We start from the raw sequence: 20,719 nt of genomic DNA, 5'->3' as shown, positions 1-20,719 counted from the left end.
CATTTTCAAGGGGTGGAGGGCACGGCCCTCACGCGGGGCAGGGTGTGGTCACCGAGCAGCCTCCTCACTGTCGGGAGGGGACAGCGGGAGGCGGAGGGCAAACACTGCTCCGCGACCGGGTCCGGGGGAGGTGGCGGTGAGAGTGCCGCCGTGGGCCTCGATCAATGCCTTGGAGATGGTCAGACCGATACCGGCCCCGCCGTTATCCCGGCTGCGGGCGGCATCCCCCCGGTAGAAGCGTTCGAAGATGTGTCCGAGCTGGCCAGGTGGGATGCCCTCGCCGTCATCGGCGACGTGGATGAGCGCGGTGGACGCCCCCTGTCGGTGGACGCTGATCCGAACCTGCCCGCCGGCCGGGGTGTGCCGTAGCGCGTTCGACAGGAGATTGCTCATCACCTGGCCGAAGCGTTGCCGGTCCACGAGCACCCGGGCGGCGTCCGTAATGGTCTCGACCTGTAAATCGACGCCTTTGTCGGCATAAGCTTCCCCCGCGGCAGCAGCGGCGGTATGGAGCAGATCCCCGAGCCTCTCCTCCGCTAGGTCCAAATCGATCCGGTGTTCCTGGGCCCGGGAGACATCGTCAATGTCTTCCATCAACCGGGTCAGGCGGGTGAGTTGGTCAGCCATGATCGCGTGGGTGGCATTATCCCAGTCCACGACCCCGTCCTGGAGACCATCGAGGTAGACCGTGAGCACCGATAAGGGGGTGCCCATTTCGTGGGCCAGATCAGAGAGCATCTGGCGGCGGACCTGTTCGGTGTGTTCCAGCCGGTCGGCCATGGTGTTGAAAGCATGCGCCAGGGTGGTGACCTCGGGGCCTGCTTCTCCGGCGGGCACGCGGATATGGGAGTTGCCGGCCGTCAGGCTGGTAGCGGCGCGGGTGAGATCCTGCAGGGGGGTGCGCAGACGACGCGATAACCACAGGCTGGCCAGCAGAGCGCTGATCAAGGCGGTGGGCAGGGCGACGACCAGGGTGATCAGGTTGGCGTCCCGGTAGGCCTGCTCGGCATGGAACAGCTCCAGCGAGGGGTCCTCCCGGCCGGTCATCAACATATGATCATGGAACAGGGTCGGGCCCACCATCGTGGCCACGGCCGCGGCCACCAGCAGGCTAATCACCACGACCAACACCTGGGCGGCCAGGAAGCGGAAGGTCAGGCCGGGTCCGTGATTCATGGCTGCTCCACCCGGTAGCCCACGCCACGCACGGTGTCGATAAACCCCCGGCCCCGGGTGTCGGTGCCGAGCTTGCGACGCAAGTTGCCGATGTGGACATCGACGATGCGTTCATCACCGACCCAGGTGGTGTCCCAGACCTCGGTGACCAGGTCGTGGCGGGTCAGCACCTGGCCGGGGCGCAGGGCCAGGGCAACCAGCAGCTCGAACTCCGTGCGGGTGAGCTCCACGGTCGTCTCCCCCACCTGCACCTGATGGGCGACGGGGTCAAGGATGAGGTCACCAACGATCAAGGGGGTGGTCACCTGCGGTGGGGTGGTGCTGGTGCGCGGGCGGCGCAGCACCGCATGCACCCGGGTCACCAGTTCCCGGATGCTAAAAGGTTTGGTGATGTAGTCATCCGCCCCCAGGGTCAAACCGCTGATCTTGTCGTCCTCGCTGCCACGCGCGGTGAGCATGAGGATGTAGCAGTCCGAGAAGGTGCGGATCCGTCGGCACACCTCCAGGCCGTCGAGTTCGGGCAGCCCCAGATCCAGCACCACAACATCGGGGGAGAAGCGACGGGCCTCGTCCACGGCCTGGGTGCCGGTGTGCGCCTGGCGGGTATCGAAGCCGGCCCGGATGAGGTAGGAGGCCACCATCTGAGCCAGGGGTTGTTCATCATCGACGACCAGCACCCGCCCCGGGGGCGTGGCGGTGGTCGGTGTGTGGTCAGCCATAGACCCCAGTATCGCTCCGGGCAGGGGGAATACCACCCTCGCTCAGTGCCCGGCGGGGAAATCTTCATCAAATCTTCAAACATCACCCTTCGACCGTCGTCACCCCTGTGCCCCACCCCGGGCCGGCGGCATCGCCTCCCCTGGTCGGTTCAGCAGGCGCCACCAGGGATTTCACTGCCTGCACCGCATACCCGGGGCGGGTGGAAGGACATCGCCCACGGCTGTGGGGTGGTGTTCCGGTGGTGATCCAGCCCACCGAATTCACCCTCTTTTCGCCCTGTTATAAGACTTTGAGCAGGGTTTTTGAGTTCTAGTCCGTTAGGCACCCGTGCTAGATAAAGGTATGGCATCGACCTTGAGGCGGTGTCTTCTCATGGCCCTACCACGATCCAAGGAGATTGACGTGAAACGAGCAGCGATCGCAGCCGCCGCCCTTGCCCTCGCCCTCACGGGGTGTTCGGCCGCCGACCCGGAACCCACCGCCGACGGGACGGTGTCCCAGGATGCATTCCTGACTACCCATGGCCTGGCCGACATGGACGCGGTGGAGATCATTGATCACCTCGACCGGCAGAAGGTCACTGAGCGTCCCACGGATCTGATCGCCTCAGTGCGTAACGATGAACTGCTGCTCTCGAGCGATGACCAGGAAGTCGTGGTCGATCTTCCCGACAATCAGACGTATGTCTCGATCGCACCCTATCTCACCTCCACCCACGACTGCTTCTACCACAGCCTCACGACCTGCCAGGGGGAACTCGACAATGAGGATATCCAGGTCACGATCACCGATGAGGCGACCGGTGAGGTGCTGGTGGACGAGGCGACAACAACCTTCGACAACGGGTTTATTGGCTTCTGGCTTCCCGATGATGTCACCGGCCTGATTGAGGTCAGCTACCAGGGGCGTACCGGCACCACGGAGTTTTCCACCACCGACGACGGTGCCACCTGTGTCACAGACCTGCGCCTGACGTGATGGCTCAGCAGGATCCTCACCTGCGACTGTCTCCCGTGCCACTGAAATCTTGCACCAAGGAAGGTTAAATCATGAAGAACGCGTTCGGCCTCGCCGGCAACAGCACCTCGGCCCCTGCCGCGTCCTCCTCGTCATCATCCTCCTACCCGACTCCCCCGAATCTTCCCGCGCCTTCCGTCCGCAAGACGCTGACCGCGCGGCCCCTCTCCCTGGATATCGGCGGCATCGAAGCCAAGACGTGGGGATACGTCTCTGACACCGGGGATGCGGCCATTGAGGCCACCGCCGGCGACGTCCTCCAGGTCGATATCACCAATGAACTGCCTGAGAGCACCTCCATCCACTGGCATGGCATCGCACTCCACAACGCAGCCGACGGTGTGCCCGGCATGACCCAGGACCCCATTGAACCTGGCGAGTCTTTCTCCTATGTTTTTGAAGTCCCCCACGGTGGCACCTACTTCTACCATTCCCACACCGGCCTGCAGCTTGATCGCGGCCTCCACGCCCCACTGATCATCCGTGACCCGCAAGACGCTGAGGACCAGGACGTCGAGTGGACCATCGTGCTCGACGACTGGCTGGACGGCATCGACGGCAGCAGTCCCGAAGATCAGCTGACCATGTTGACGGGGATGGACATGGGCGGACACGGAAACATGGACATGGGTGGTGAGGGGGGCATGATGGCCCACGGCACGCCCGATCTGGCTCTGGGCGGAGATGCCGGTGATGTCATGTATCCGCACTACCTCATCAACGGACGCATTCCCCGGGCGCACCGAACGTTTAATGCCCGACCGGGGGATAAAGCCCGCCTGCGGTTCATCAACGCCGGCGGTGACACCATCTTCAAGGTGGCCCTCGGTGGCCACCGTATGACCGTCACCCACGTCGACGGTTTCCCGGTCCGCCCCCACGACATCGAGTCGTTCTACCTCTCGATGGGTGAACGCGTCGACGTGGAGGTGGTACTCGGTGATGGTGTCTTTCCCCTGACCGCCCTGGCCGCCGGCAAGGACGACCGGGCGTTTGCCGTCATCCGGACCGCCGCGAGCCAGACCCCCGCACCAGAGACTACCTTCCCCGAACTCACCGCCCCCGGTACCTTCTTGACGTCCTTTGAGCCGGCGGAACGAGCCCTGCTCCCGGCCGGTGACGTGGATAAGGAAACCGAGGTCGAATTAACCGGCCAGATGGTGCCCTACCAGTGGGGACTGCGCATCGACGGTGCTGATTCCCCGGGCACAGTCCAAGAAGGCCAACGCCTGCGGATGCGGATGCACAACCCCACGGCCATGCCCCATCCGATGCACCTGCACGGGCATACCTGGGCTCTTCCCGGCAGCGACGGGCTACGCAAGGACACCGTCCTTCTCCGCCACGGTGAAACCATGATCGCCGACCTGATCGCTGACAACCCCGGTGAGTGGGCATTTCACTGCCATAACGCCTATCACATGGAAACCGGGATGTTCAGCTCGCTTCGCTACGAGTAACCCCCACAGCAGGGTTGAGTGCCGAGGTGAGCAGAGTCGCTGCAGACCACCCACCGGGCAGCACGATGACCTTCTCGGTGTTGTGGTCTTCCGGGACAAACAGAACACCGTCTTCTTCCCCACCGCCCCGGAATAAGGAGATCTAATCCATGCCGAGCACACCCGATCTGTGCGGAGGCCTCGTGGGGCCGGTTTTGAAGATGGGATCCGAAGGAGACCGCATCCTTTATCTCCTGGGTGCTCTATGCCGCCTACCTGCATGCCCGTGCCACGGCCGGGTGGCGCGATCACAATGCCGCGTAGATCAATATCCTGGCCCCGGCCACGATAATCTTCAACCTGTTTTTCATCAACCTGGTCGTCTCCGGCCTGCACTCCTACGCCGGCCTGAACTAAATCCGGATTCGTCAACGCTTTGTCGGACACCCCCAGATCCACTGGGAAAGTACAGAAAGTTGCTGTCACATGATTCGAAGGATTAGGCATATATTCACAACTGAGCAGCAACCCGAAGAAGGCCGTGATCTCCGGTGAAGGCTAGTACTGCAGCAGACGTGACAGTCTCACGTCTTTCCCGGGGGATAGCCGGCGATAACTGGCGCAGATTGGCCGGTCCCACCGCGCTCATGATGGGAGCTGCGGTGGTCTGGTGGCTGGCGCTGCCGCCACGCGGTTGGTGGGTGCTGTTCCCGGTGGGCGTGACTATGTTCATGCTGGCTTTGGCGGGTCAACCACTACGCAACCGTTTGTGGCTCGGTGGGTTGGGCGGGGTGGCGCACTACGCTCTTGCTCTGCGCTGGCTCACCGACTTCAACACTGCCGGATACGCTGCTGTTGTTGCCGTTCAGGCGCTACTGTTAATGCTGGTTGCCGCGGTATCGCCTAACGAGGCGGCTTTTCGCAGCCGCTGGTCGGGCTGGTGGCTGCTCACCCCTGCTGCCCTGGTGTTATTGGAGGCTGTGCAGCACCGGTTCCCGTTCGGCGGTTTCCCGCTGTCCGCTTTCGGATACAGCCAGACCGATGGTCCTTTCATGGCGGCAGCGCCTCTGGGTGGGACTCTCCTGGTGACCGCGTTGGCCGCAGTTGCGGGGGCCGTTGTTACCGCTGTCATCTTCGGGCCGAGACCAGCCCGTCCAGCATCCGTGGTCGCAGTGGTCGTGGTACTCGCGGTACCGGCGTTCGCGCCAACGATCGTAGATGATACGGCAGAAGGCAGCCTTGACGTCGTGCTCGTGCAGGGTGGAGGCCCCCGCGGGCTTCGCGCGGTCAATACCGATCCGTTTGATACGACCCGCCGGCACTTACAGGCTGCCGAAGATATCACCGGGGACCCTGATCTGGTTCTGCTGCCCGAAAACGTCGTCAATATCGACGGCTCAATCGACGGGACGCGCGTTGATGCAGCTTTCGCTGAACTGGCTAGGCAACTCGACACGAACATCGTTGTCGGAATTACCGAATCCGACGATCAACATTTCCGGAACGCATCCATAGTGTGGGGACGGGACGGGACCCGGTTAGGACGCTATGAGAAGCATCACCGTGTGCCGTTCGGCGAGTACATCCCTATGCGCAATCTGATTGAACGACTCAGCGAGGACGCACGGTTCATCCCCCGCGACGCCATTGCCGGAGAGGGACCGGCGGTGCTCGATCCCAGCGGGACACCACGATTGGGGATCGTCATTTCTTATGAGGTCTTCTTCGCCGACCGGGTCGCCGATGCCGTTCGCAATGGTGGGCAGCTACTCCTCGCACCGACCAACGCCGCGTCTTTTGTGACCGAGGAAGTACCTGCAATTGAAGTGGCCGCATCCCGGATGCGTGCCCGCGAGTTTGGCCGCACCGTTCTTCAGGCTGCCCCCACCGGATACTCCGCAGTTATCCAGCCCGACGGCACAGTCTCACTACTCAGTGGCCTGGGCACGAACGAACTGCTGACGGCAACCGTTCCCCTTCATACTGGTTTGACGCCGTATGCGCGCATGGGGGATACGCCCCTGTTGGTTCTCGCGATGCTGGCTCTTGCATGGCCCGCGGTTACCGGCCTCGTCAGCTGGCGCAGGAGAAGGCAGGTTACGGAAGTATCCCACTAAACGTGGATTACGGCACCTGCTCCTCGTTGGCGGGACGCTCGCCGCCCCCATATACGACGAGCACGGACTGCCTCCCCTGTGCCCCGGTCTGCCCTGCCTGGATAAGCTATCAAGTCCGGGCTGTGTCGGCGATGAGTGAGAAGCGTCTCTGCGGTCTGAGGCGGGTGCCTCACGCCCAGTCACTGCCGCCGGTTCCGGTGTCGGGCCGGTCCTGGTGAGTGCGGGAAGGTTAGAAGGTGACACCGTGCTCGGCGAACCAGGGCAACGGGTCGACCGCCCCGCTGCCAGTCGGGTAACGCTCGAGGTGCAGGTGAGAGCCGGTGGAAAACCCCCGGTTGCCCATGCCAGCGATCCTCTGACCAGCGGTGACGCGTTTTCCAACGGTCACGTCGAGAGTCTCCATATGACCGTAGACGGCAATCGAGCCATCATCGTACAAGAAGTGCAGCAACGATCGCGGCCGTTCCGGAAGTCCTGCCCGCCGAACGGGACGATTAGGGGCAGACACCTCCTTGACTGATACCCCCCATGGGTATAGGTTGAAGGTTGTTGGGCATCTCCACTCCTGCCCTTCAGGACATCAAGGAAAGGATCATCTGATGAGCGCCGTAACAAAGAAGTACATCATCGAAGGCATGACCTGCGGACACTGCAAGTCCTCCGTGGAGGAGGAGATCGGCGAGGTCGCCGGTGTGACCATGGTGGAGGCCACCGTGGATACCGGGCAGGTGACCGTCACGGGTGAAAACTTCACCGACGACGATGTTGTCGCCGCTGTCACGACAGCCGGCTACACCGTCAAGCCCTAATCCCTGGGCCCGGTCCCCGCCTCGGGTAGACACGGCCGGGCCAACCCTGCTGGATATGCCCATCAGGCCCAGCCATGCCGGTTCGATATCCCCGACGGTGCATCTGTGGGCGGGCCTTTTGGGACCTCGGAGATACACCTCACCACTGTTTGCTGAAGGACTGATCACTGATGATTCAGACTCAACCGTCGGTTGACCTACTCCAGGTCGATCTCGGCGTCACCGGCATGACCTGTACGTCGTGCTCAGGGCGGGTGGAGCGCAAGCTCAACAAGCTCGATGGCGTGGAGGCCACCGTCAACTTCGCCACCGAATCCGCCTCCGTCAGTTACGACCCCACCAAAGTCGACGCCGATCGGCTGATCGAAACCGTGCGGGGTGCCGGCTACGACGCGTTCACCATGGGGGATCAACACGCCTCCGCCGTGGACAGCGGCCCGGAGGAGGACACCGAGGTGGTCGGTGACCGCCACGAACAGGCCCGCGAGGCCGAGGCCACAGACCTGAAGTCGCGTCTGATCGGGTCGACGATCCTCTCCGTTCCGGTGGTCGCGATCTCGATGATCCCGTCCCTGCAGTTCATGAATTGGCAGTGGGCCCTACTCGTCATGTCCACCCTGATCTACTTCTACGGTGGCGCCCCGTTCCACCGGGCGACCTTAACCAACCTGCGTCACGGCTCGACCACGATGGACACACTCGTGTCTCTGGGCACTACTGCTGCGTATCTGTGGTCGCTGTGGGCCTTGTTTTTCGGCAACGCCGGGCACCCCGGCATGGTCATGGAGATGAGCCTGCTGCCCCGCGATGACGGCATGGACCACATCTACCTCGAGACCATCGCCGTAGTCATCACCTTCCTGTTGCTCGGCCGGTGGTTTGAGGTCCGCGCCAAGGGCCAGTCCTCCGCGGCGCTGAAGTCCCTGCTGGACATGGGTGCGAAAGACGCCGCGGTGATCCGCGACGGTGAGGAAGTCCGCGTCCCGGTCTCCCAGCTGACAGTCGGTGACGTCTTCGTCGTCCGCCCGGGTGAGAAGATCGCCACCGACGGTCGTGTCATCGAGGGCACCTCGGCCATCGACGAGTCGATGCTGACCGGCGAGTCCGTTCCCGTCGAGGCCGCCCCCGACACCCCGGTCACGGGCGCGACGATCAACACCTCCGGTCGACTGCTGGTCGAAGTCACCCGCACAGGTTCGGAGACCACGCTGTCCCAGATGGCCAAGCTGGTCACTGACGCCCAGGCGAAAAAAGCCCCGGTCCAGCGCCTGGTGGATAAGATTTCCTCGGTCTTCGTCCCGACGGTCATTGTCGTCTCCATCATCACCCTGATCGTCCACCTCGCCGCCGGCAGCGGGGCGAACTGGGCCTTTTCCGCCGCAGTCGCGGTGCTGATCATCGCTTGCCCATGCGCCCTGGGACTGGCCACCCCGACCGCCCTGCTGGTGGGCACCTCCCGGGGCGCACAGCTTGGCTTGTTGATCAGGGGCCCGGAGGTCCTTGAATCTACCCGCCAGGTCGACACCATCGTCATGGACAAGACCGGCACCGTCACCTCCGGGGTCATGTCGGTCACCGGCGTCTACGCCACCGACGGCTACACCAACAACGAGGTCCTCGCCTTGTCGGCGGCCGTCGAAGCAGGCTCCGAGCACCCCATCGCCAAGGCGATTGTCACCGAGGCCGAGCGCTCCGGGAACATCCAGGAGGCCACCGACTTCGACAGCACCGCCGGCCGGGGCGTCACGGCCACCGTCAAGGGTCACGTCGTCACCGTCGGCCGCCCCGCCGGCCAGCTGCCCCGTGACCTCACCACCGCCTTCGACCACGCACAGTCGCAGGGCGCGACCCCGGTGGCTGTCTACGTCGATGACCAGCCCGCCGGTGTGGTCGTGGTGCGCGATGTCATCAAAGACTCCTCAGCGGAAGCGGTCGCCCAGTTCCGCAGGCTGGGGTTGAGGCCGTACCTGCTCACCGGCGATAACGCGAAGGCCGCGGCCGCCGTCGCCCAAGAGGTGGGCATCGATGCGGCCAACGTGAGTGCCGAGGTCATGCCGCAGGACAAGGTCGCGGTCATCGAGAAGCTACAACATGAGGGCAAGAAGGTCGCCATGGTCGGCGACGGCGTCAATGACGCGGCCGCCCTGGCCCAGGCCGATCTGGGTCTGGCCATGGGGGCGGGCACGGATGTCGCCATCGAGGCCTCCGATATCACCTTAATGAACAACGACCTGCGCTCCGCGGGCGATGCCATCCGTCTGTCACGTCGCACGCTGGGCACCATCAAGGGCAACCTGTTCTGGGCGTTCGCCTACAACGTCGTGCTGATCCCGGTCGCCGCGATCGGTTTCCTCAACCCGGGGTTGGCGGGCATTGCGATGGGCTTCTCCTCGGTGTTCGTGGTCTCCAACTCCCTCACGCTGCGTAGATTCAAGTCCTCCCACGACAACACAAGTTCCTCACCGCAGCCCGCTCGCCCCTCCGTGCGGCAGCCGGTCACCGCCTAATCCGCATCCTTTGCTAGCGGTAAGGAACCCCGTGTCCTCCTCCTGCGGCTGAGTCCCTCCAATAACACTCAAACCTCCGTCCCCAAGTACCTGCTCCTGACCTCTCCCCCGGCCCCACCCGGCAGGCCCCTCCGGGCTGACAATTTGCCGACTACTTATCCGAATAACGCCACAGGGCGTGGGAACCATGAGGTCCTCACGCCTCATTCCATACCCTCGGGCTTTCCATCCTGATCGACCCGCAACTGGCTCAGGACATACCTGCCCCCCTTTTTCAGCAAGGAGACCATTGTGGATACTCGCACCCCTGATCAGACCGTTTGCTCTTCGGGTGGGGCCGACACCTGTCACACCACCCATGGCTACATCAACGACAAGGATCGCTGTCTCGCCCGCCTCAAGCGCATCGAGGGCCAGGCCCGGGGCCTGCACAGCATGGTCGACGAGGAACGTTACTGCATCGACATCCTTACCCAGATCTCCGCGGTCAATGCTGCCCTACGCAGCGTTGCCCTGGGACTACTCGATGACCACATGAAACACTGCGTCCGTGACGCCGCCAAGTTAGGAGGAGAGGAGGCCGACGCCAAGTTCCAGGAAGTCACCGACGCTATCGCCTGTTTCGCACGGTGACAGGCCGGGACCCGACCACCACACCCCCGTCGAGAACGGCGGCCAGGCCACTCTGACCGCCCCTGTTGCCGGCTGGAGGCTTCGGAGTCCTGCTGCTGCGGCATGATCGGGTTGATGGCCACTGTTGCTGCTGGTCGAAAAGATCGCGCCACTGAACAACCTTGACCACATCCCCACCTGCAACATCAACCGGTGCTGTTGCAAAGTTGGGGAGAGTCGCAAAAACTCAGTTTCTCATTCCCTGATGGCCGTTGCGTGTGGGCGTTGTCAGGCCGTCTCGAAGACCCGGTTGACGATCACCGCGTCCGGGTTCGGTTACCCGTAGGTAAACATCGTGCCTTGCCCTTTCCGCAATGAGTGCATCGCCTCCATCCCTTTCAACGTCCGATATGCAGATGTCCGGTTCTTAAACGCGCGTTTCGGCCCGAGGATCCGCTTCAGCCGACCATGGTCGTCTTCCAGGATGTTGTTGAGGTATTTCACCTGCCGGTGTTCCACTGTTGGCGGGCAGATTCCCTCTGACTTCAACTCGACGATTGCCCTGGCTAGAGAGGGTGCTTTATCGGTGTTGATCACTCTGGGATACCCGGCTGAAGCATTGGATCTGAGGGCCTTGGCCAGGAAACGCTTCGCTGCGGCCACGTTCCGTTTTGGAGAGAGGTAAAAGTCCAGGGTCTGGCCACCGGCGGTGATCGCCCGATAGAGGTAGCACCACCTGCCGCCGACCCGGATGTAGGTCTCATCCACCCGCCAGGAACTGGCCTGCCAGTCAGGTACCTGCCGGTACCACCGTGTTTGCTTATCCAACTCAGGGGCGTATTTCTGGACCAGCGGTAGATCGTGGTGTGATCGACTGGCACACCCCGCTCGGTCATCATTTCTTCGAGGTCGCGGTAGCTCACCCCGTAGCGGCAGTACCACCGCATTGCCCACAGAATGATGTCACGGGGGAAATGACGACCAGAGAAGATACCCATGGCTGTGACTATTTCACGTCACTCTTCCTACTGCCCCAACTTTGCAACAGCACCTTATAGGCTCAGTTTTGGTTGCGAGTGCTGTGGTGGCAACTGTCAGTCCAGAGGCCAAGAAGCTTTTGGCTCAAAATGCACCAAAGGTATTATCCTCAACCGCCAAAATGTTACTTCCAGGTAAGAAATAGTCCCTATTTATAGATAGCTCCTGGCGGTTAATCCTGTCATCCTGGCTCTCGTCGAGCTGCAACTCTCGCATAGCGTGGTTGCTAAGGAGGTGTGCCCAATTGGATTACAAGTACCTACACACTTGATCGGTGCTGCACGTTTCAGGGTCCGGGTGTGCGGCGTCCTGTCTGAGGTCCGCGATAGTGTCGCGCAGCACGGAGAGCTGCGCGATCTGCTGCTCGATCTCAGCGAGGCGCACGTCAAGCAGGTCGCGCACGTGCTCGCAGGGCGCCTGGCCGCCGTCGCGGATGTCGAGGATCTGGCGGATCTGGGCGAGGGTCAGCCCGGCGGCCTGGCCCCGGTGGATGAACCCGACCCGACCCACGGCATCCTCGGCGTAGTCCCGATAGCCGGAGGCCAATCGCTCGGCCGGAGGGAGCAGCCCCGACTCCTCGTAGAACCGCAGGGTCTTGGTCGTGGTTCCGGTTGCTTCCGCAAGCTGTCCGATCCTCATGTTCGCCAATTCCCCTTCCAATGGCCACCACACTTGACCTTCCATTGTACTGGAAGGTTCACAATGGTTCCATAGGAACTTTTGAACCACAGGGAAGAGACATCTGGAATGACAAACGAAAAGTTCGATCTGGCGATTATTGGTTCCGGCGGCGGAGCGTTTGCGGCCGCGATCCGGGCCACCGGACTGGGCAAGCGCGTCGTGATGGTGGAGCGCGGCACCGTGGGCGGGACATGCGTGAACACGGGCTGCGTCCCGTCGAAGGCGCTCCTGGCTGCCGCGGAGGCCCGCCACGTGGCGTTGGATTCGGCCCGCTTCCCTGGGGTGGCGGCCTCGGCGGGCCCGGTGGACATGCCGGCCCTGATTCAGGGCACGGCCGCGCTGGTTGAAAGCATGCGCACGGAGAAGTACGTCGATCTGGCCGCGGACTACGGGTGGACGATGATCTCGGGGGACGCGTCGTTCACCGGAACCCAGGACGCACCGCTGCTCCGGGTGATCTCCCCGGATGGTGCAGTGAGAACGGTCGAGGCCGGGCACTACCTCGTGGCCACTGGCTCCGCACCCTACGTACCGCCCGTTCCCGGACTGGCCGAGGCCGGGTACCTGACCTCGACGACGGCGATGGAACTGGACGAGGTGCCCGAATCAATGCTGATCCTGGGCGGAGGCTATGTTGCCCTGGAGATGGCACAGCTTTTCTCCCGGCTGGGCTCCCGGGTGACCATGCTGGTCCGTTCCCGGTTGGCCTCGCAGGAGGAACCGGAGGCATCCAAGGCGTTGGCGGGGGTGTTCGCCGACGAGGGGATCCGGGTGGTCCGGCGGGCCATGGCCGACTCCGTGGCCTCCGGCCCGGACGGGGTCTCGGTGACGGCAAACGTGGCCGGGGGCGAGGAGGTGTTCCGCGCTTCCCGCATCCTCGTGGCACTGGGCCGCCGCCCGGTGACCGAGGGACTGGATCTTGACGCCGTCGGGGTGAAGACCGGCGCATCCGGCGAGATCGTGGTCGATTCCCGCCTGGCCACGTCCAACCCGCGGGTTTGGGCCGCCGGGGACGCGACCGGTCATCGGGAGTTCGTTTACGTCGCAGCGGCCCACGGCGCCCTGGCCGTGGACAATGCGTTCACCGATGCCCTGGCCGAGGTCGACTACCGGCACCTGCCCCGGGTCACCTTCACCAGTCCCGCCATCGGGGCGGTCGGGATGACGGAAAAGGAAGCTGTCGCCGCCGGGATCAGCTGCGAGTGCCGGGTCCTCCCCCTGGAGTACGTGCCGCGAGCCGTGGTCAACCGCGACACCCGCGGCTTCATCAAGGTTGTCGCGGACCGCGACACCGGACGGATCCTGGGCCTCTCCGCGGTGGCCAAGGACGCCGGGGAAATCGCCGCCGCCGGCGTCTACATCCTCGAAGCGGGCATGACCACCGCGCAGGTCGCCGCCGCCTGGAGCCCCTACCTGACGATGGCCGAGGGCATCAGGAGCGCCGCCAAGGCCTTCACCACCGACGTCTCCAAGCTCTCCTGCTGCGCCTGAGCTGCAGCCCCCACTACCGAAGCAAAGGAATGCCATGACCGCCACCGACCAGGCCCTCACCTATCTGTTGTCCCCCGAGCACCACCGCACCGCCCACGGCACCGCCTGAGTCCCCATCCCCATTCCTGGAAGGAACCACCAGACACCATGACATACCCGAGATCCCGCCGTTCTCTGTCCATTCCCCGGCCCAGGCACCTCGCCTCCGCCCTGTTTCTGGCAGCGGTCATGGCACTGACAACCGCCTGCGCCAGCTCACCGAGCGGCCCGTCGGCCGCGCCAGGCGGTTCGTCGCCCGACGCGGCCGGTGCCGTTGCTGTTACGGTCTCCGACATTGACGGCACTACCCGGACCATCCCGGACGGTAAGCCCGCAGCACTGTTCTTCTTCTCTGTCGGATGCGGTGAGTGTGTGGAAGGGGCCGATTCCCTGAACAAGGCCTCCACGGCCCTGGGAAGCTCGGCCGACTACCTCCTGGTGGACGTGGACCCCCGAGAACCGAAGGAGACCATCAACGGATTCCGCGATTACATCAAGGCCCCTGAGCTCCCTGCCGTCATCGACACCGGGGCCACACTGACCACCCGGTACAAGGTCACCTCCATAAGCACCCTGGTGGTGGTCGACGCGAAGGGCGACGTTACCTTCCGGGCCACCGACCCGTCTGCGGAAAAGATCCAAGAAGAACTCACCAAGGCCGGTGCCCAATGACAGCCCTGCTTGCCCTGGCCTTCGCCGCTGGAATGATTGCCCCGGTCAATCCCTGCGGTTTCGCCCTCCTGCCCGCCTGGATAGCCCAGACCATCGGGGACGCCCGGACGCGCCCGCTCGCGCTGCGTCTGGCCCACGGGCTCCGGGCCGGGCTCGCGCTCAGCCTCGGCTTCGCCGGGACCCTGGCAGCCTTCGGGCTGATCGTCAGCGCGGGCGCCAGGACCCTGATCAGCGCAGCGCCCTGGCTGGGAATGGGCACCGGGGTGATCCTTCTCCTGCTGGGCCTGGCCATGCTCACCGGACTCACACCACGGCTCCGTCTGCCGGCCTGGGCCACGAAACCCCGCACACAAGGAGCCGCAGGGGCAGGTCACAAAACCGGGCGCATGGTGGCCTTCGGGGTCGGATACGCCGCAGCATCCCTCGGCTGCACCCTCGGGGTGTTCCTGGCCGTGATCGCCCAAGCCCAGGCCGTCGCCAGCTACGCCGGGCTGCTCGCGGTCTTCGCCGCCTACACCGCAGGCTCGGCCACTGTCCTGATGCTCGTTTCGGCAGGCACGGCCATCGCCGGGGCCGCCCTCGGGCGAAGAATCACCGGCCTGGCCAAGCACAGCAACCGCATCGCCGCCTTCATCCTCACCATAACCGGCGCCTACCTCAGCTGGTATTGGTATCCCGCCGCCACCGGCGGAACCGCACAGGCCAACAGCCTCGCCGTATGGTCAGCCGCCGCCAGCGCCTGGATCAGCGACAACAGCACCCTGATCGCAGCCCTCGCCGCAGCCGTGGTGCTCGCATCGGCATTGGCCGCCCTCAACCGGCGCAGGAGACTGCGCATCAGACAGGGAACGCCGCCCACAGGCGAGGGCCCCGGGCAAAGCGGGGAACCCGACTGCTGCGCACCAACTCCGGACAACAACTCGACCGAGGACCGGCCAGGCACGATCCCGTAGCTGGCCGAGGACTCCCAAAAAGCAAGGGGGAGAGGGAACCGTGCCCCATCTTCTGGCAAACGAGGCGCCCGCCTATCAGGACAGGTTGGTACAGCGGCATCAGGCCGGAAGTCAATTCGTGCAGAGGACTTCGGGCAATCCGTCAGGAGCCCTCTGTACCGCCCCCGCAATGACGGGAACGTCAGTGTGGTGGACTTCGGAAAGCCACAGTGACACCCACTAGTTGTACTCGACCGTGACGTTGGTGGCACTTTCGGTCTTGTGAAATAGTTAGGCCTCCTGGCTTAGTGGAGCTGTCTAGTTCTTCACTGCCGGAGGCCTCTATGCCCAACGGTAACGCCCGCTTGACCACGCATGCGAGAGCGTTGCTGGTGGCCAGGCAAGCTCATCCATATCGATGTGAAGAAACTCAGCCGCATCCCCGACAGCGGCGGTTGGCGAGTCCACGACCGATCCGCGACCGGAAGACCCGATCGGGTTCGACCACGTCCATGCCGCTGTCGATGACCACACCCGACTCGCTTATATGGCCCACTAGCGGTCGCGGAGCGTCCTGAAAACCTAAAGTTTTATGAGACACCCGGCAGGAACTGGAATGTGAGACCGTTTCATGGGGCAATTGGCCTCCTCCCCGTCTCACTAAAGCGTCTCGCCCTAAGTTGTCGCAGGGTGGTGCTCGGTAGGGGTTTGTGAGGCATAATCGAGACATGAGGCTTTTGGGGCACACCCATCTGTACGCGCTGACCTGCGGCGTTGTGGGTTGTGCCGAGCGTGCTGCCGGAGTCCCTTTCAGTGTCCCTGGGGTAGGAGCGGCCGCATGAAGGTGCGCTCGTACCGCAGGACGCACCCGGACTCGTCTCGAATCCGGTCAGCGGCGATGAAGTCCGGGTGGGTGCCGAACAAGGTGCGGTACTGCTCGTAGGCAGCCAGGCTGGGGAAGCTGAACAGGGATTCCGCACGGTCACTCACACCTTCCGCGGGTAGGTAGTACCCGTGGTGGGTGCCGCCGTGTTCGTCGACATGCCGCATCCAAGCGCGGGCGAACTGTTCAAAGGCCGCGATCTGGTCGGGGTCGATGGTGTAGTGGACGACACAGGTGATCACATCCACAACGCTAGGCCCACAGGCGCTCATTGGGGAGCCTTTGTCTGTGCGCCTCGTGGTGCACCTGGGGCACACCAATCTGCCTGGTTTACCTGCGGAAATGCGTCAGTTCGCCAAGTTGGCGCCGATTTCAACGGTGAGAACTCCGACGGCGATGAAGAGGATGCCGAGGGCCATGGTTCGGGTGAGGGGTTCGTGGAAGATGACCCGGGCGAGGATCGCGGTGAGAGCTATGCCGGATGCTGCCCAGATGCCGTAGGCGACGCCAAGGGCCATGCCGTCGGCCAAGGCGAGACTTAAGGCGACGAACGCCACGAGATACCCCGCGATGACGCCGATGAACCATTTCTTCACCCGGCCACCGTCGGAGGCTCGTAGCGACATGGTCGCGACGACTTCGGACAAGATGGCGCCTGCGAGGAAGATCCATGTCATGAGTTGACTCCTGCTTCCTGGGCTGCGGTTTGCTGAGCTTTCTGGGAGCCGAGTTCGACGGTGAGGACACCGCTGATGATCAGAACCATTCCAAGACCCATCACAGCGGTCAGAGGTTCACCGAAAATCGCGGCGGATAGCACGGCGGTGAGCACGACCCCGCTGGCTCCCCAGATGCCATAGGCGACGCCGATCTGCATTCCTTCGCGCAGGCAGAAGGTGAGGAAGACGAAAGTGCCGATGTATCCGGCAGCAACCACGATGTACCAGGATGGGTGATTGAGCGCCGCCTTGAGAGACAGCGTCGCCGCCACTTCGGTAGTGATGGAGCCAGCGAGCAGGAACCACTGCTTCATGGGGTTGTTCCTTCGATCAGGGAGCGAATGCTGGAGACGACGGCTTCGAGATCCGCGCCGTGGAGGGTGGACACACCTGTGGCCTGGGCGCCCCAGAGTCCGTCGGCGGCGAGTCGGGCGGTGGTCAGCCTGGCTCGGGTGGCGGCGTCGAGATCGTCCGGGAGTTCGAGCCAGCGGCCCATCCGCGTAGTCCACGGTTCGGTGAGTTCGGGCCGATACGTCGCTTGGCCCCAGATGATGAACTCGGCGCGCTTGGCGGCCCCGTGGGCGGCGACGTGAACGTAGCTCAGGAGCCGCTCGGTGGCGTTGGCGTTCTCGAGGGGCTTGCCAAGGGTGGCAGTCATGTCGTTCTCGACGTTGGCCGCAGCGTGGTCGACGATCGCGGCGAGCAGTACGTCGCGGTTGCGGAAGTGATATAGCAATCCCGGTTTGGTGAGCCCGGCCTCGTGGGTCACTGCGTCAAGGGTAATGTCGCCACCCTCCGCTGCGTTCATGACGCGGAGGGCAGCTTCCAGGATCTCGGAGCGCTGACTGGTTCGCATATAGCTAACTTTACCATTTGGTAGGTGAAGCCTTCAACTGCGGGCGCTGGTAGGGGCACCTGGGGTACACCCCAAGCGAACAATTTGTGAATGAAAAAACTTCCTGTTCGCTAGGGTTAGTTCCAAGACTAACGGAACAGAACCGTCACTGCCTCTGGAGATCACTGAACAGTTGGGGGCGATCTCAGGACAAAAGGTGGGCTATGCCCGGGTGAGTTCGAAAGATCAGAACCTTGATCGTCAGATTGAACAACTCAAGGCAGAGAAGGTCTTCACCTATTACACGGATAAGGCCAGTGGTGGATCGCGTGAGCGCCCTGGACTTGATGAAGCAATGCGATATGTCCGTGCAGGAGATCAGCTTGTCGTCACGTCGATGGATCGGTGCGCGCGTTCACTGACGGATCTGTACGCCATTGTTGACGAGCTAGTCAGCAAAGGAGTGTCGGTGAAGTTCCTCAAGGAGGGACAGACCTACTCAAAAGACTCCACCCCGATCGCCAAGCTGATGCTAGGGCTGTTGGGTTTTGTTCAGTTGGGTAAGGCCGTGAAAGAGCTGGATCAACACCGTGAAATAGTTGAAAAAAATAACCCCGCAGGTTTCCCTGCGGGGTGTCGTTGTTAGAACGGTGCTTCGTCGTTGTCGGCGTCAGCGCCAGCCAGGGCGGCGTTCGCCGCCTCGCCTCCGCGACGGGCTGCGCGCGCAGCGGACTCTTTCTTGGAGTCGATCAGCTGCACGGTGTCGATACGGGCGACCAGCGGGTAGTGCTTCACACCGTCCTTGTCGGTGTAGACGTCGGTCTTCAGCGAGTAGCTCACTGCGACACGGTCGCCGGACCCGATGCAGCCGAACACGCCGGGGTTCTTCGCGTCCTGGACGTAGCCGGTCAGCTCCACGATCTCGCTTTCCACCTTGCCGGTGGCCTTGTTCTTGAAGGTGTTGCGCGCATAGACGCTGAGCTTCACCGTCGCACCGCCGTTTGCGTGCTCGAACAGCTTCGGTGCGCGAGCTGCGTTGCCGACGATGGTGCCGTTGTTGAAGGGGTTGGACATGATGGTTCTCCTTATGTGGGTGGGTGTGAATTGCCGTGCAATGTGGGTGTTGAAGCAGCTGCTTTGCTGCTGCGGGGGGTTGCGCTGTCGTTACAGCACTGCCCAGGGCAGCGGCGTGCCTGCCGCCTCTAGGTCGCGCAGTTCTTGTGCTGCACCCGGATCGGCGTCCTCGCCGTCGATGCCGTCGGCGAGCTGGTAGAGCAGTTCCAGGTCGGTGTGGGTGATGTCGCGCATCACGTGCCTCCTTGTTCGGATTGGTGGTCAATCCGTCTGTTGGAGACAGCTCTGCTGTCTAGGGGTCGCTCCCCTGCCTCGTTGAAGTGTCTGCTGTCGCAAGCCACGGCCGACGAGAAAGAAAAGAAACCCCGTTGCATCGCTGCAACGGGGTGTGTGGTGCTACTCGGTGAACAAGATCGTGCGGGTCTTCTCGGCGCCCTCGCGGACGAGTTCGACCATCCGCTCGCCTTGGCCGATGTCGGTCAGCTTCGCCACCAACGACGGGAAGTTCTCGTCTGGCCCGATCTCGGTGGCTCGGTGCGCGGCCACGCCAGCTAGTCCCGGCTGGCCTGTGGCGTGCGCAAGCACGGCAACCGTGGTGGTGAGCTGCGCGCGCATCCCTGGCCAGCTGGTCGGGACAGCACGCATAACCTGCTCCGCGAACCGTAGGCCCGCCTGCGGGTCATCGAGCAGCGCCGCGAGCAGCGCGTCTCGCAAGCGCGGCGTGGTGAAGCATTTCAGCGCCGATCGAACAGCGCGCGTGCTCGGCTGGGTTATTCCTGCCGCCGCCTGCTCGTATTCACGCTGCAGCACGTCGGAGAACATGGGCGGGATATACGCCAGCGCGTCTTCGATGATGTCGGCGTGCTCGGCAGCGTCGATGCCGTGATCGGTGCTGTTCAGGCGTGCCTCGATGTCGTCTTTGCTCGGCTCCGGCAGCTCGCCGGTGTGCTCTAGCATCTGCCGCAGCGCCGCCGATGCGGCGACCTCGCCGACAACGCCGTGGCGCGGCTCGTCGATGAGCGGATGCTGGTACACAGACCACCACGCAGCCCCGGTGACGATCTCGGGCACTTGCACCACCCCGAGCAGCGGCGGTAGGTGCACTGCCCCACTAGTGAGATACGTGGCCGTCTCGTCAAAGACCGGCTGCGCAATGTCATCGCTGATCATGTACGCGATAACAGCGTCGAGTTCGAGGTGGTGGACCCACGCTGCGAACCGCTCGCGACTCTCGGTGAGCTTCTCCACGGCCTCGTCCAGATCGAACCGCGCGACCGGGCCGAGGCGGACGGTGTCGACGCCCTCGTCGTCGACGAAGAACGCGAGGATCAGCGAGTTGTTCGGGTAGAAGCCGAGGATGCCGGGGAGGTTCGCGAGGATCTCGCCGTGAGATGCAAGCGTGTGGGAATGAGTGGACATGGCAGTGCTCCTTTGCACGAATACGGGGTGAACGTGGTCAATCCCGTATTCAGTCCGGCTCTGCCGGTCGCAGGCGTATCCCCGCAGTGCAGTGCCTTTGTGCGCTCGGCGTCGCTAGCGCAGCCTGATGCTCGCTCGCTGGGTGCGAGCGCTAGCGACGCAGCATTGTTAGATCCCCGCGTCGCCGCTGGTTAAGCGTTACCTTTGGCGCGGTTGTGAGACTTGCACAGCAGTTCGCAGTTGCTTTCCTCGAACTGCCGACTCCCGTGGCGTTCCTTCGTTGCTGCCGTCCTAGCAATCACTAAGCAATGCACCGAAAACCTGCGCCGCGTCGTTGGAGCGTCGCAGTTCCGTTTGGTGCAGGATTTTGACCCTAGTGCACCAGCTAGTGCACCAAATGGCGATCCGATCACAAAATGAAGAAGGCCCCTACCAGCGTTTCCACTGGTAGGGGCCTTATCTTAGTAGCGGGGGCTGGATTCGAACCAACGACCTCTGGGTTATGAGCCCAGCGAGCTACCGAGCTGCTCCACCCCGCG

20 protein-coding genes, 1 tRNA gene and 4 pseudogenes are annotated in these 20,719 nt (G+C 63.3%); 12 read left to right on the top strand and 13 right to left on the bottom strand.

Features of this window, described 5'->3' with window-relative positions; translation table 11 throughout:
• Window positions 1-48 precede the first annotated feature (48 nt).
• A complete protein-coding gene (locus CIHUM_RS03040; protein ID WP_034997588.1) occupies window positions 49-1,176 on the bottom strand; it encodes a sensor histidine kinase in 1,128 nt (375 codons plus the stop codon).
• Window positions 1,173-1,895 (bottom strand): response regulator transcription factor, encoded by a 723-nt coding sequence (locus tag CIHUM_RS03035; RefSeq protein WP_034997587.1) that lies wholly within the window; start codon window positions 1,893-1,895, stop codon window positions 1,173-1,175. Before CIHUM_RS03035 ends, CIHUM_RS03040 begins: the two co-directional genes overlap by 4 nt.
• Window positions 1,896-2,298: 403 nt before the next feature.
• On the opposite strand from CIHUM_RS03035, the gene CIHUM_RS03030 reads away from it, so the two are divergent.
• The 4 genes and pseudogenes from CIHUM_RS03030 (at window position 2,299) to lnt (ending at window position 6,469) form a co-directional block, all read left to right on the top strand.
• Window positions 2,299-2,874, top strand: a complete 576-nt coding sequence (locus tag CIHUM_RS03030; protein ID WP_034997953.1) for a CueP family metal-binding protein — start codon at window positions 2,299-2,301, stop codon at window positions 2,872-2,874.
• A gap of 71 nt (window positions 2,875-2,945) precedes the next feature.
• Window positions 2,946-4,373, top strand: coding sequence for a multicopper oxidase family protein (locus CIHUM_RS03025; RefSeq protein ID WP_051106278.1), 1,428 nt, complete (start codon window positions 2,946-2,948; stop codon window positions 4,371-4,373).
• Between the two features lie 165 nt (window positions 4,374-4,538).
• Window positions 4,539-4,769, top strand: a pseudogene (ccsA, locus tag CIHUM_RS03020) (cytochrome c biogenesis protein CcsA); the annotation flags it as partial.
• Window positions 4,770-4,999: 230 nt separating this feature from the next.
• Entirely contained in the window at window positions 5,000-6,469 is a 1,470-nt protein-coding gene (lnt, locus tag CIHUM_RS03015) for an apolipoprotein N-acyltransferase (RefSeq protein ID WP_034997585.1), read from the top strand.
• 229 nt (window positions 6,470-6,698) lie between these two features.
• On the opposite strand, the pseudogene CIHUM_RS03010 reads toward lnt, so the two are convergent.
• A pseudogene (locus CIHUM_RS03010) lies at window positions 6,699-6,905 on the bottom strand (M23 family metallopeptidase); the annotation flags it as partial.
• Window positions 6,906-7,068: 163 nt separating this feature from the next.
• Between CIHUM_RS03010 and CIHUM_RS03005 the strand changes: the two are divergent.
• The 3 genes from CIHUM_RS03005 (at window position 7,069) to CIHUM_RS02995 (ending at window position 10,418) form a co-directional block, all read left to right on the top strand.
• Window positions 7,069-7,278: a heavy-metal-associated domain-containing protein gene (locus CIHUM_RS03005; RefSeq protein WP_034997583.1), complete on the top strand. Its 210-nt coding sequence runs from the start codon at window positions 7,069-7,071 to the stop codon at window positions 7,276-7,278.
• A gap of 170 nt (window positions 7,279-7,448) precedes the next feature.
• Window positions 7,449-9,785, top strand: a complete 2,337-nt coding sequence (locus tag CIHUM_RS03000; RefSeq protein ID WP_034997581.1) for a heavy metal translocating P-type ATPase — start codon at window positions 7,449-7,451, stop codon at window positions 9,783-9,785.
• 291 nt (window positions 9,786-10,076) lie between these two features.
• Window positions 10,077-10,418: a metal-sensitive transcriptional regulator gene (locus CIHUM_RS02995; protein ID WP_034997578.1), complete on the top strand. Its 342-nt coding sequence runs from the start codon at window positions 10,077-10,079 to the stop codon at window positions 10,416-10,418.
• A gap of 315 nt (window positions 10,419-10,733) precedes the next feature.
• Here CIHUM_RS02995 and CIHUM_RS02990 read toward each other — a convergent pair.
• Together CIHUM_RS02990 and CIHUM_RS02985 are read right to left on the bottom strand one after the other, a co-directional pair.
• A pseudogene (locus tag CIHUM_RS02990) lies at window positions 10,734-11,395 on the bottom strand (IS6 family transposase).
• 289 nt (window positions 11,396-11,684) lie between these two features.
• Window positions 11,685-12,074, bottom strand: a complete 390-nt coding sequence (locus CIHUM_RS02985; RefSeq protein WP_004601215.1) for a heavy metal-responsive transcriptional regulator — start codon at window positions 12,072-12,074, stop codon at window positions 11,685-11,687.
• A 108-nt stretch (window positions 12,075-12,182) separates the two neighbouring features.
• On the opposite strand from CIHUM_RS02985, the gene merA reads away from it, so the two are divergent.
• The 4 genes and pseudogenes from merA to CIHUM_RS02965 all read left to right on the top strand — a co-directional run.
• The gene (merA, locus tag CIHUM_RS02980; protein WP_034997576.1) at window positions 12,183-13,607 is read left to right on the top strand and encodes a mercury(II) reductase; all 1,425 of its coding nucleotides are present in this window, start codon (window positions 12,183-12,185) and stop codon (window positions 13,605-13,607) included.
• A gap of 147 nt (window positions 13,608-13,754) precedes the next feature.
• Window positions 13,755-14,318: a TlpA family protein disulfide reductase gene (locus tag CIHUM_RS02975; RefSeq protein ID WP_051106276.1), complete on the top strand. Its 564-nt coding sequence runs from the start codon at window positions 13,755-13,757 to the stop codon at window positions 14,316-14,318.
• The gene (locus CIHUM_RS02970; RefSeq protein ID WP_034997572.1) at window positions 14,315-15,271 is read left to right on the top strand and encodes a cytochrome c biogenesis CcdA family protein; all 957 of its coding nucleotides are present in this window, start codon (window positions 14,315-14,317) and stop codon (window positions 15,269-15,271) included. Before CIHUM_RS02975 ends, CIHUM_RS02970 begins: the two co-directional genes overlap by 4 nt.
• Before the next feature lie 375 nt (window positions 15,272-15,646).
• Window positions 15,647-15,797 (top strand): annotated as a pseudogene (locus CIHUM_RS02965) (IS481 family transposase); the annotation flags it as partial.
• 263 nt (window positions 15,798-16,060) lie between these two features.
• Here CIHUM_RS02965 and CIHUM_RS02960 read toward each other — a convergent pair.
• The 4 genes from CIHUM_RS02960 to CIHUM_RS02945 form a co-directional block, all read right to left on the bottom strand.
• On the bottom strand, window positions 16,061-16,375 hold the full coding sequence (locus tag CIHUM_RS02960) for an NIPSNAP family protein (protein WP_230208643.1): 315 nt from the start codon (window positions 16,373-16,375) through the stop codon (window positions 16,061-16,063).
• Between the two features lie 105 nt (window positions 16,376-16,480).
• Entirely contained in the window at window positions 16,481-16,810 is a 330-nt protein-coding gene (locus tag CIHUM_RS02955) for a DMT family transporter (RefSeq protein WP_034997569.1), read from the bottom strand.
• Window positions 16,807-17,166 (bottom strand): DMT family transporter, encoded by a 360-nt coding sequence (locus CIHUM_RS02950; RefSeq protein ID WP_034997566.1) that lies wholly within the window; start codon window positions 17,164-17,166, stop codon window positions 16,807-16,809. Before CIHUM_RS02950 ends, CIHUM_RS02955 begins: the two co-directional genes overlap by 4 nt.
• Window positions 17,163-17,708: a TetR/AcrR family transcriptional regulator gene (locus CIHUM_RS02945; RefSeq protein ID WP_034997557.1), complete on the bottom strand. Its 546-nt coding sequence runs from the start codon at window positions 17,706-17,708 to the stop codon at window positions 17,163-17,165. The genes CIHUM_RS02950 and CIHUM_RS02945 overlap by 4 nt, the downstream gene beginning before the upstream one ends.
• A 196-nt stretch (window positions 17,709-17,904) precedes the next feature.
• Between CIHUM_RS02945 and CIHUM_RS02940 the strand changes: the two genes are divergently transcribed.
• A complete protein-coding gene (locus CIHUM_RS02940) occupies window positions 17,905-18,333 on the top strand; it encodes a recombinase family protein (protein ID WP_256008564.1) in 429 nt (142 codons plus the stop codon).
• On the opposite strand, the gene CIHUM_RS02935 is transcribed toward CIHUM_RS02940, so the two are convergent.
• From CIHUM_RS02935 to CIHUM_RS02920, 4 genes are all read right to left on the bottom strand, one after another.
• Window positions 18,330-18,761: a single-stranded DNA-binding protein gene (locus CIHUM_RS02935; RefSeq protein ID WP_034997554.1), complete on the bottom strand. Its 432-nt coding sequence runs from the start codon at window positions 18,759-18,761 to the stop codon at window positions 18,330-18,332. The genes CIHUM_RS02940 and CIHUM_RS02935 overlap by 4 nt on opposite strands.
• A 90-nt stretch (window positions 18,762-18,851) precedes the next feature.
• Window positions 18,852-18,995 carry a hypothetical protein gene (locus CIHUM_RS02930; protein WP_016456431.1) on the bottom strand — a complete coding sequence of 48 codons (144 nt, stop codon included), beginning with the start codon at window positions 18,993-18,995 and terminating at the stop codon, window positions 18,852-18,854.
• A gap of 162 nt (window positions 18,996-19,157) precedes the next feature.
• A complete protein-coding gene (locus tag CIHUM_RS02925) occupies window positions 19,158-20,180 on the bottom strand; it encodes a DUF4192 domain-containing protein (protein ID WP_034997552.1) in 1,023 nt (340 codons plus the stop codon).
• A 465-nt stretch (window positions 20,181-20,645) separates the two neighbouring features.
• Window positions 20,646-20,719, bottom strand: a tRNA-Met gene (locus CIHUM_RS02920).

The sequence above is a fragment of the Corynebacterium ihumii genome, assembly GCF_028609825.1.
GTDB classification, from domain to species: Bacteria; Actinomycetota; Actinomycetes; order Mycobacteriales; family Mycobacteriaceae; genus Corynebacterium; species Corynebacterium afermentans.
The sequence above is the reverse complement of the archived record's forward strand: the minus strand, read 5'-3'. Positions and strand labels throughout refer to the sequence as shown.

Excerpts from the sequence above, each read along its gene's own strand:
- CIHUM_RS02950 (WP_034997566.1), bottom strand. The coding sequence starts at position 17,166 with ATGAAGCAGTGGTTCCTGCTCGCTGGCTCCATCACTACCGAAGTGGCG.
- CIHUM_RS02970 (WP_034997572.1), top strand. The coding sequence starts at position 14,315 with ATGACAGCCCTGCTTGCCCTGGCCTTCGCCGCTGGAATGATTGCCCCG.
- CIHUM_RS02930 (WP_016456431.1), bottom strand. The coding sequence starts at position 18,995 with ATGCGCGACATCACCCACACCGACCTGGAACTGCTCTACCAGCTCGCC.
- CIHUM_RS03035 (WP_034997587.1), bottom strand. The coding sequence starts at position 1,895 with ATGGCTGACCACACACCGACCACCGCCACGCCCCCGGGGCGGGTGCTG.
- CIHUM_RS02955 (WP_034997569.1), bottom strand. The coding sequence starts at position 16,810 with ATGACATGGATCTTCCTCGCAGGCGCCATCTTGTCCGAAGTCGTCGCG.
- CIHUM_RS03040 (WP_034997588.1), bottom strand. The coding sequence starts at position 1,176 with ATGAATCACGGACCCGGCCTGACCTTCCGCTTCCTGGCCGCCCAGGTG.
- merA (WP_034997576.1), top strand. The coding sequence starts at position 12,183 with ATGACAAACGAAAAGTTCGATCTGGCGATTATTGGTTCCGGCGGCGGA.
- CIHUM_RS02985 (WP_004601215.1), bottom strand. The coding sequence starts at position 12,074 with ATGAGGATCGGACAGCTTGCGGAAGCAACCGGAACCACGACCAAGACC.
- CIHUM_RS03005 (WP_034997583.1), top strand. The coding sequence starts at position 7,069 with ATGAGCGCCGTAACAAAGAAGTACATCATCGAAGGCATGACCTGCGGA.
- CIHUM_RS02975 (WP_051106276.1), top strand. The coding sequence starts at position 13,755 with ATGACATACCCGAGATCCCGCCGTTCTCTGTCCATTCCCCGGCCCAGG.
- CIHUM_RS02945 (WP_034997557.1), bottom strand. The coding sequence starts at position 17,708 with ATGCGAACCAGTCAGCGCTCCGAGATCCTGGAAGCTGCCCTCCGCGTC.
- CIHUM_RS02925 (WP_034997552.1), bottom strand. The coding sequence starts at position 20,180 with ATGTCCACTCATTCCCACACGCTTGCATCTCACGGCGAGATCCTCGCG.
- CIHUM_RS03000 (WP_034997581.1), top strand. The coding sequence starts at position 7,449 with ATGATTCAGACTCAACCGTCGGTTGACCTACTCCAGGTCGATCTCGGC.
- CIHUM_RS02935 (WP_034997554.1), bottom strand. The coding sequence starts at position 18,761 with ATGTCCAACCCCTTCAACAACGGCACCATCGTCGGCAACGCAGCTCGC.
- CIHUM_RS03025 (WP_051106278.1), top strand. The coding sequence starts at position 2,946 with ATGAAGAACGCGTTCGGCCTCGCCGGCAACAGCACCTCGGCCCCTGCC.
- lnt (WP_034997585.1), top strand. The coding sequence starts at position 5,000 with ATGATGGGAGCTGCGGTGGTCTGGTGGCTGGCGCTGCCGCCACGCGGT.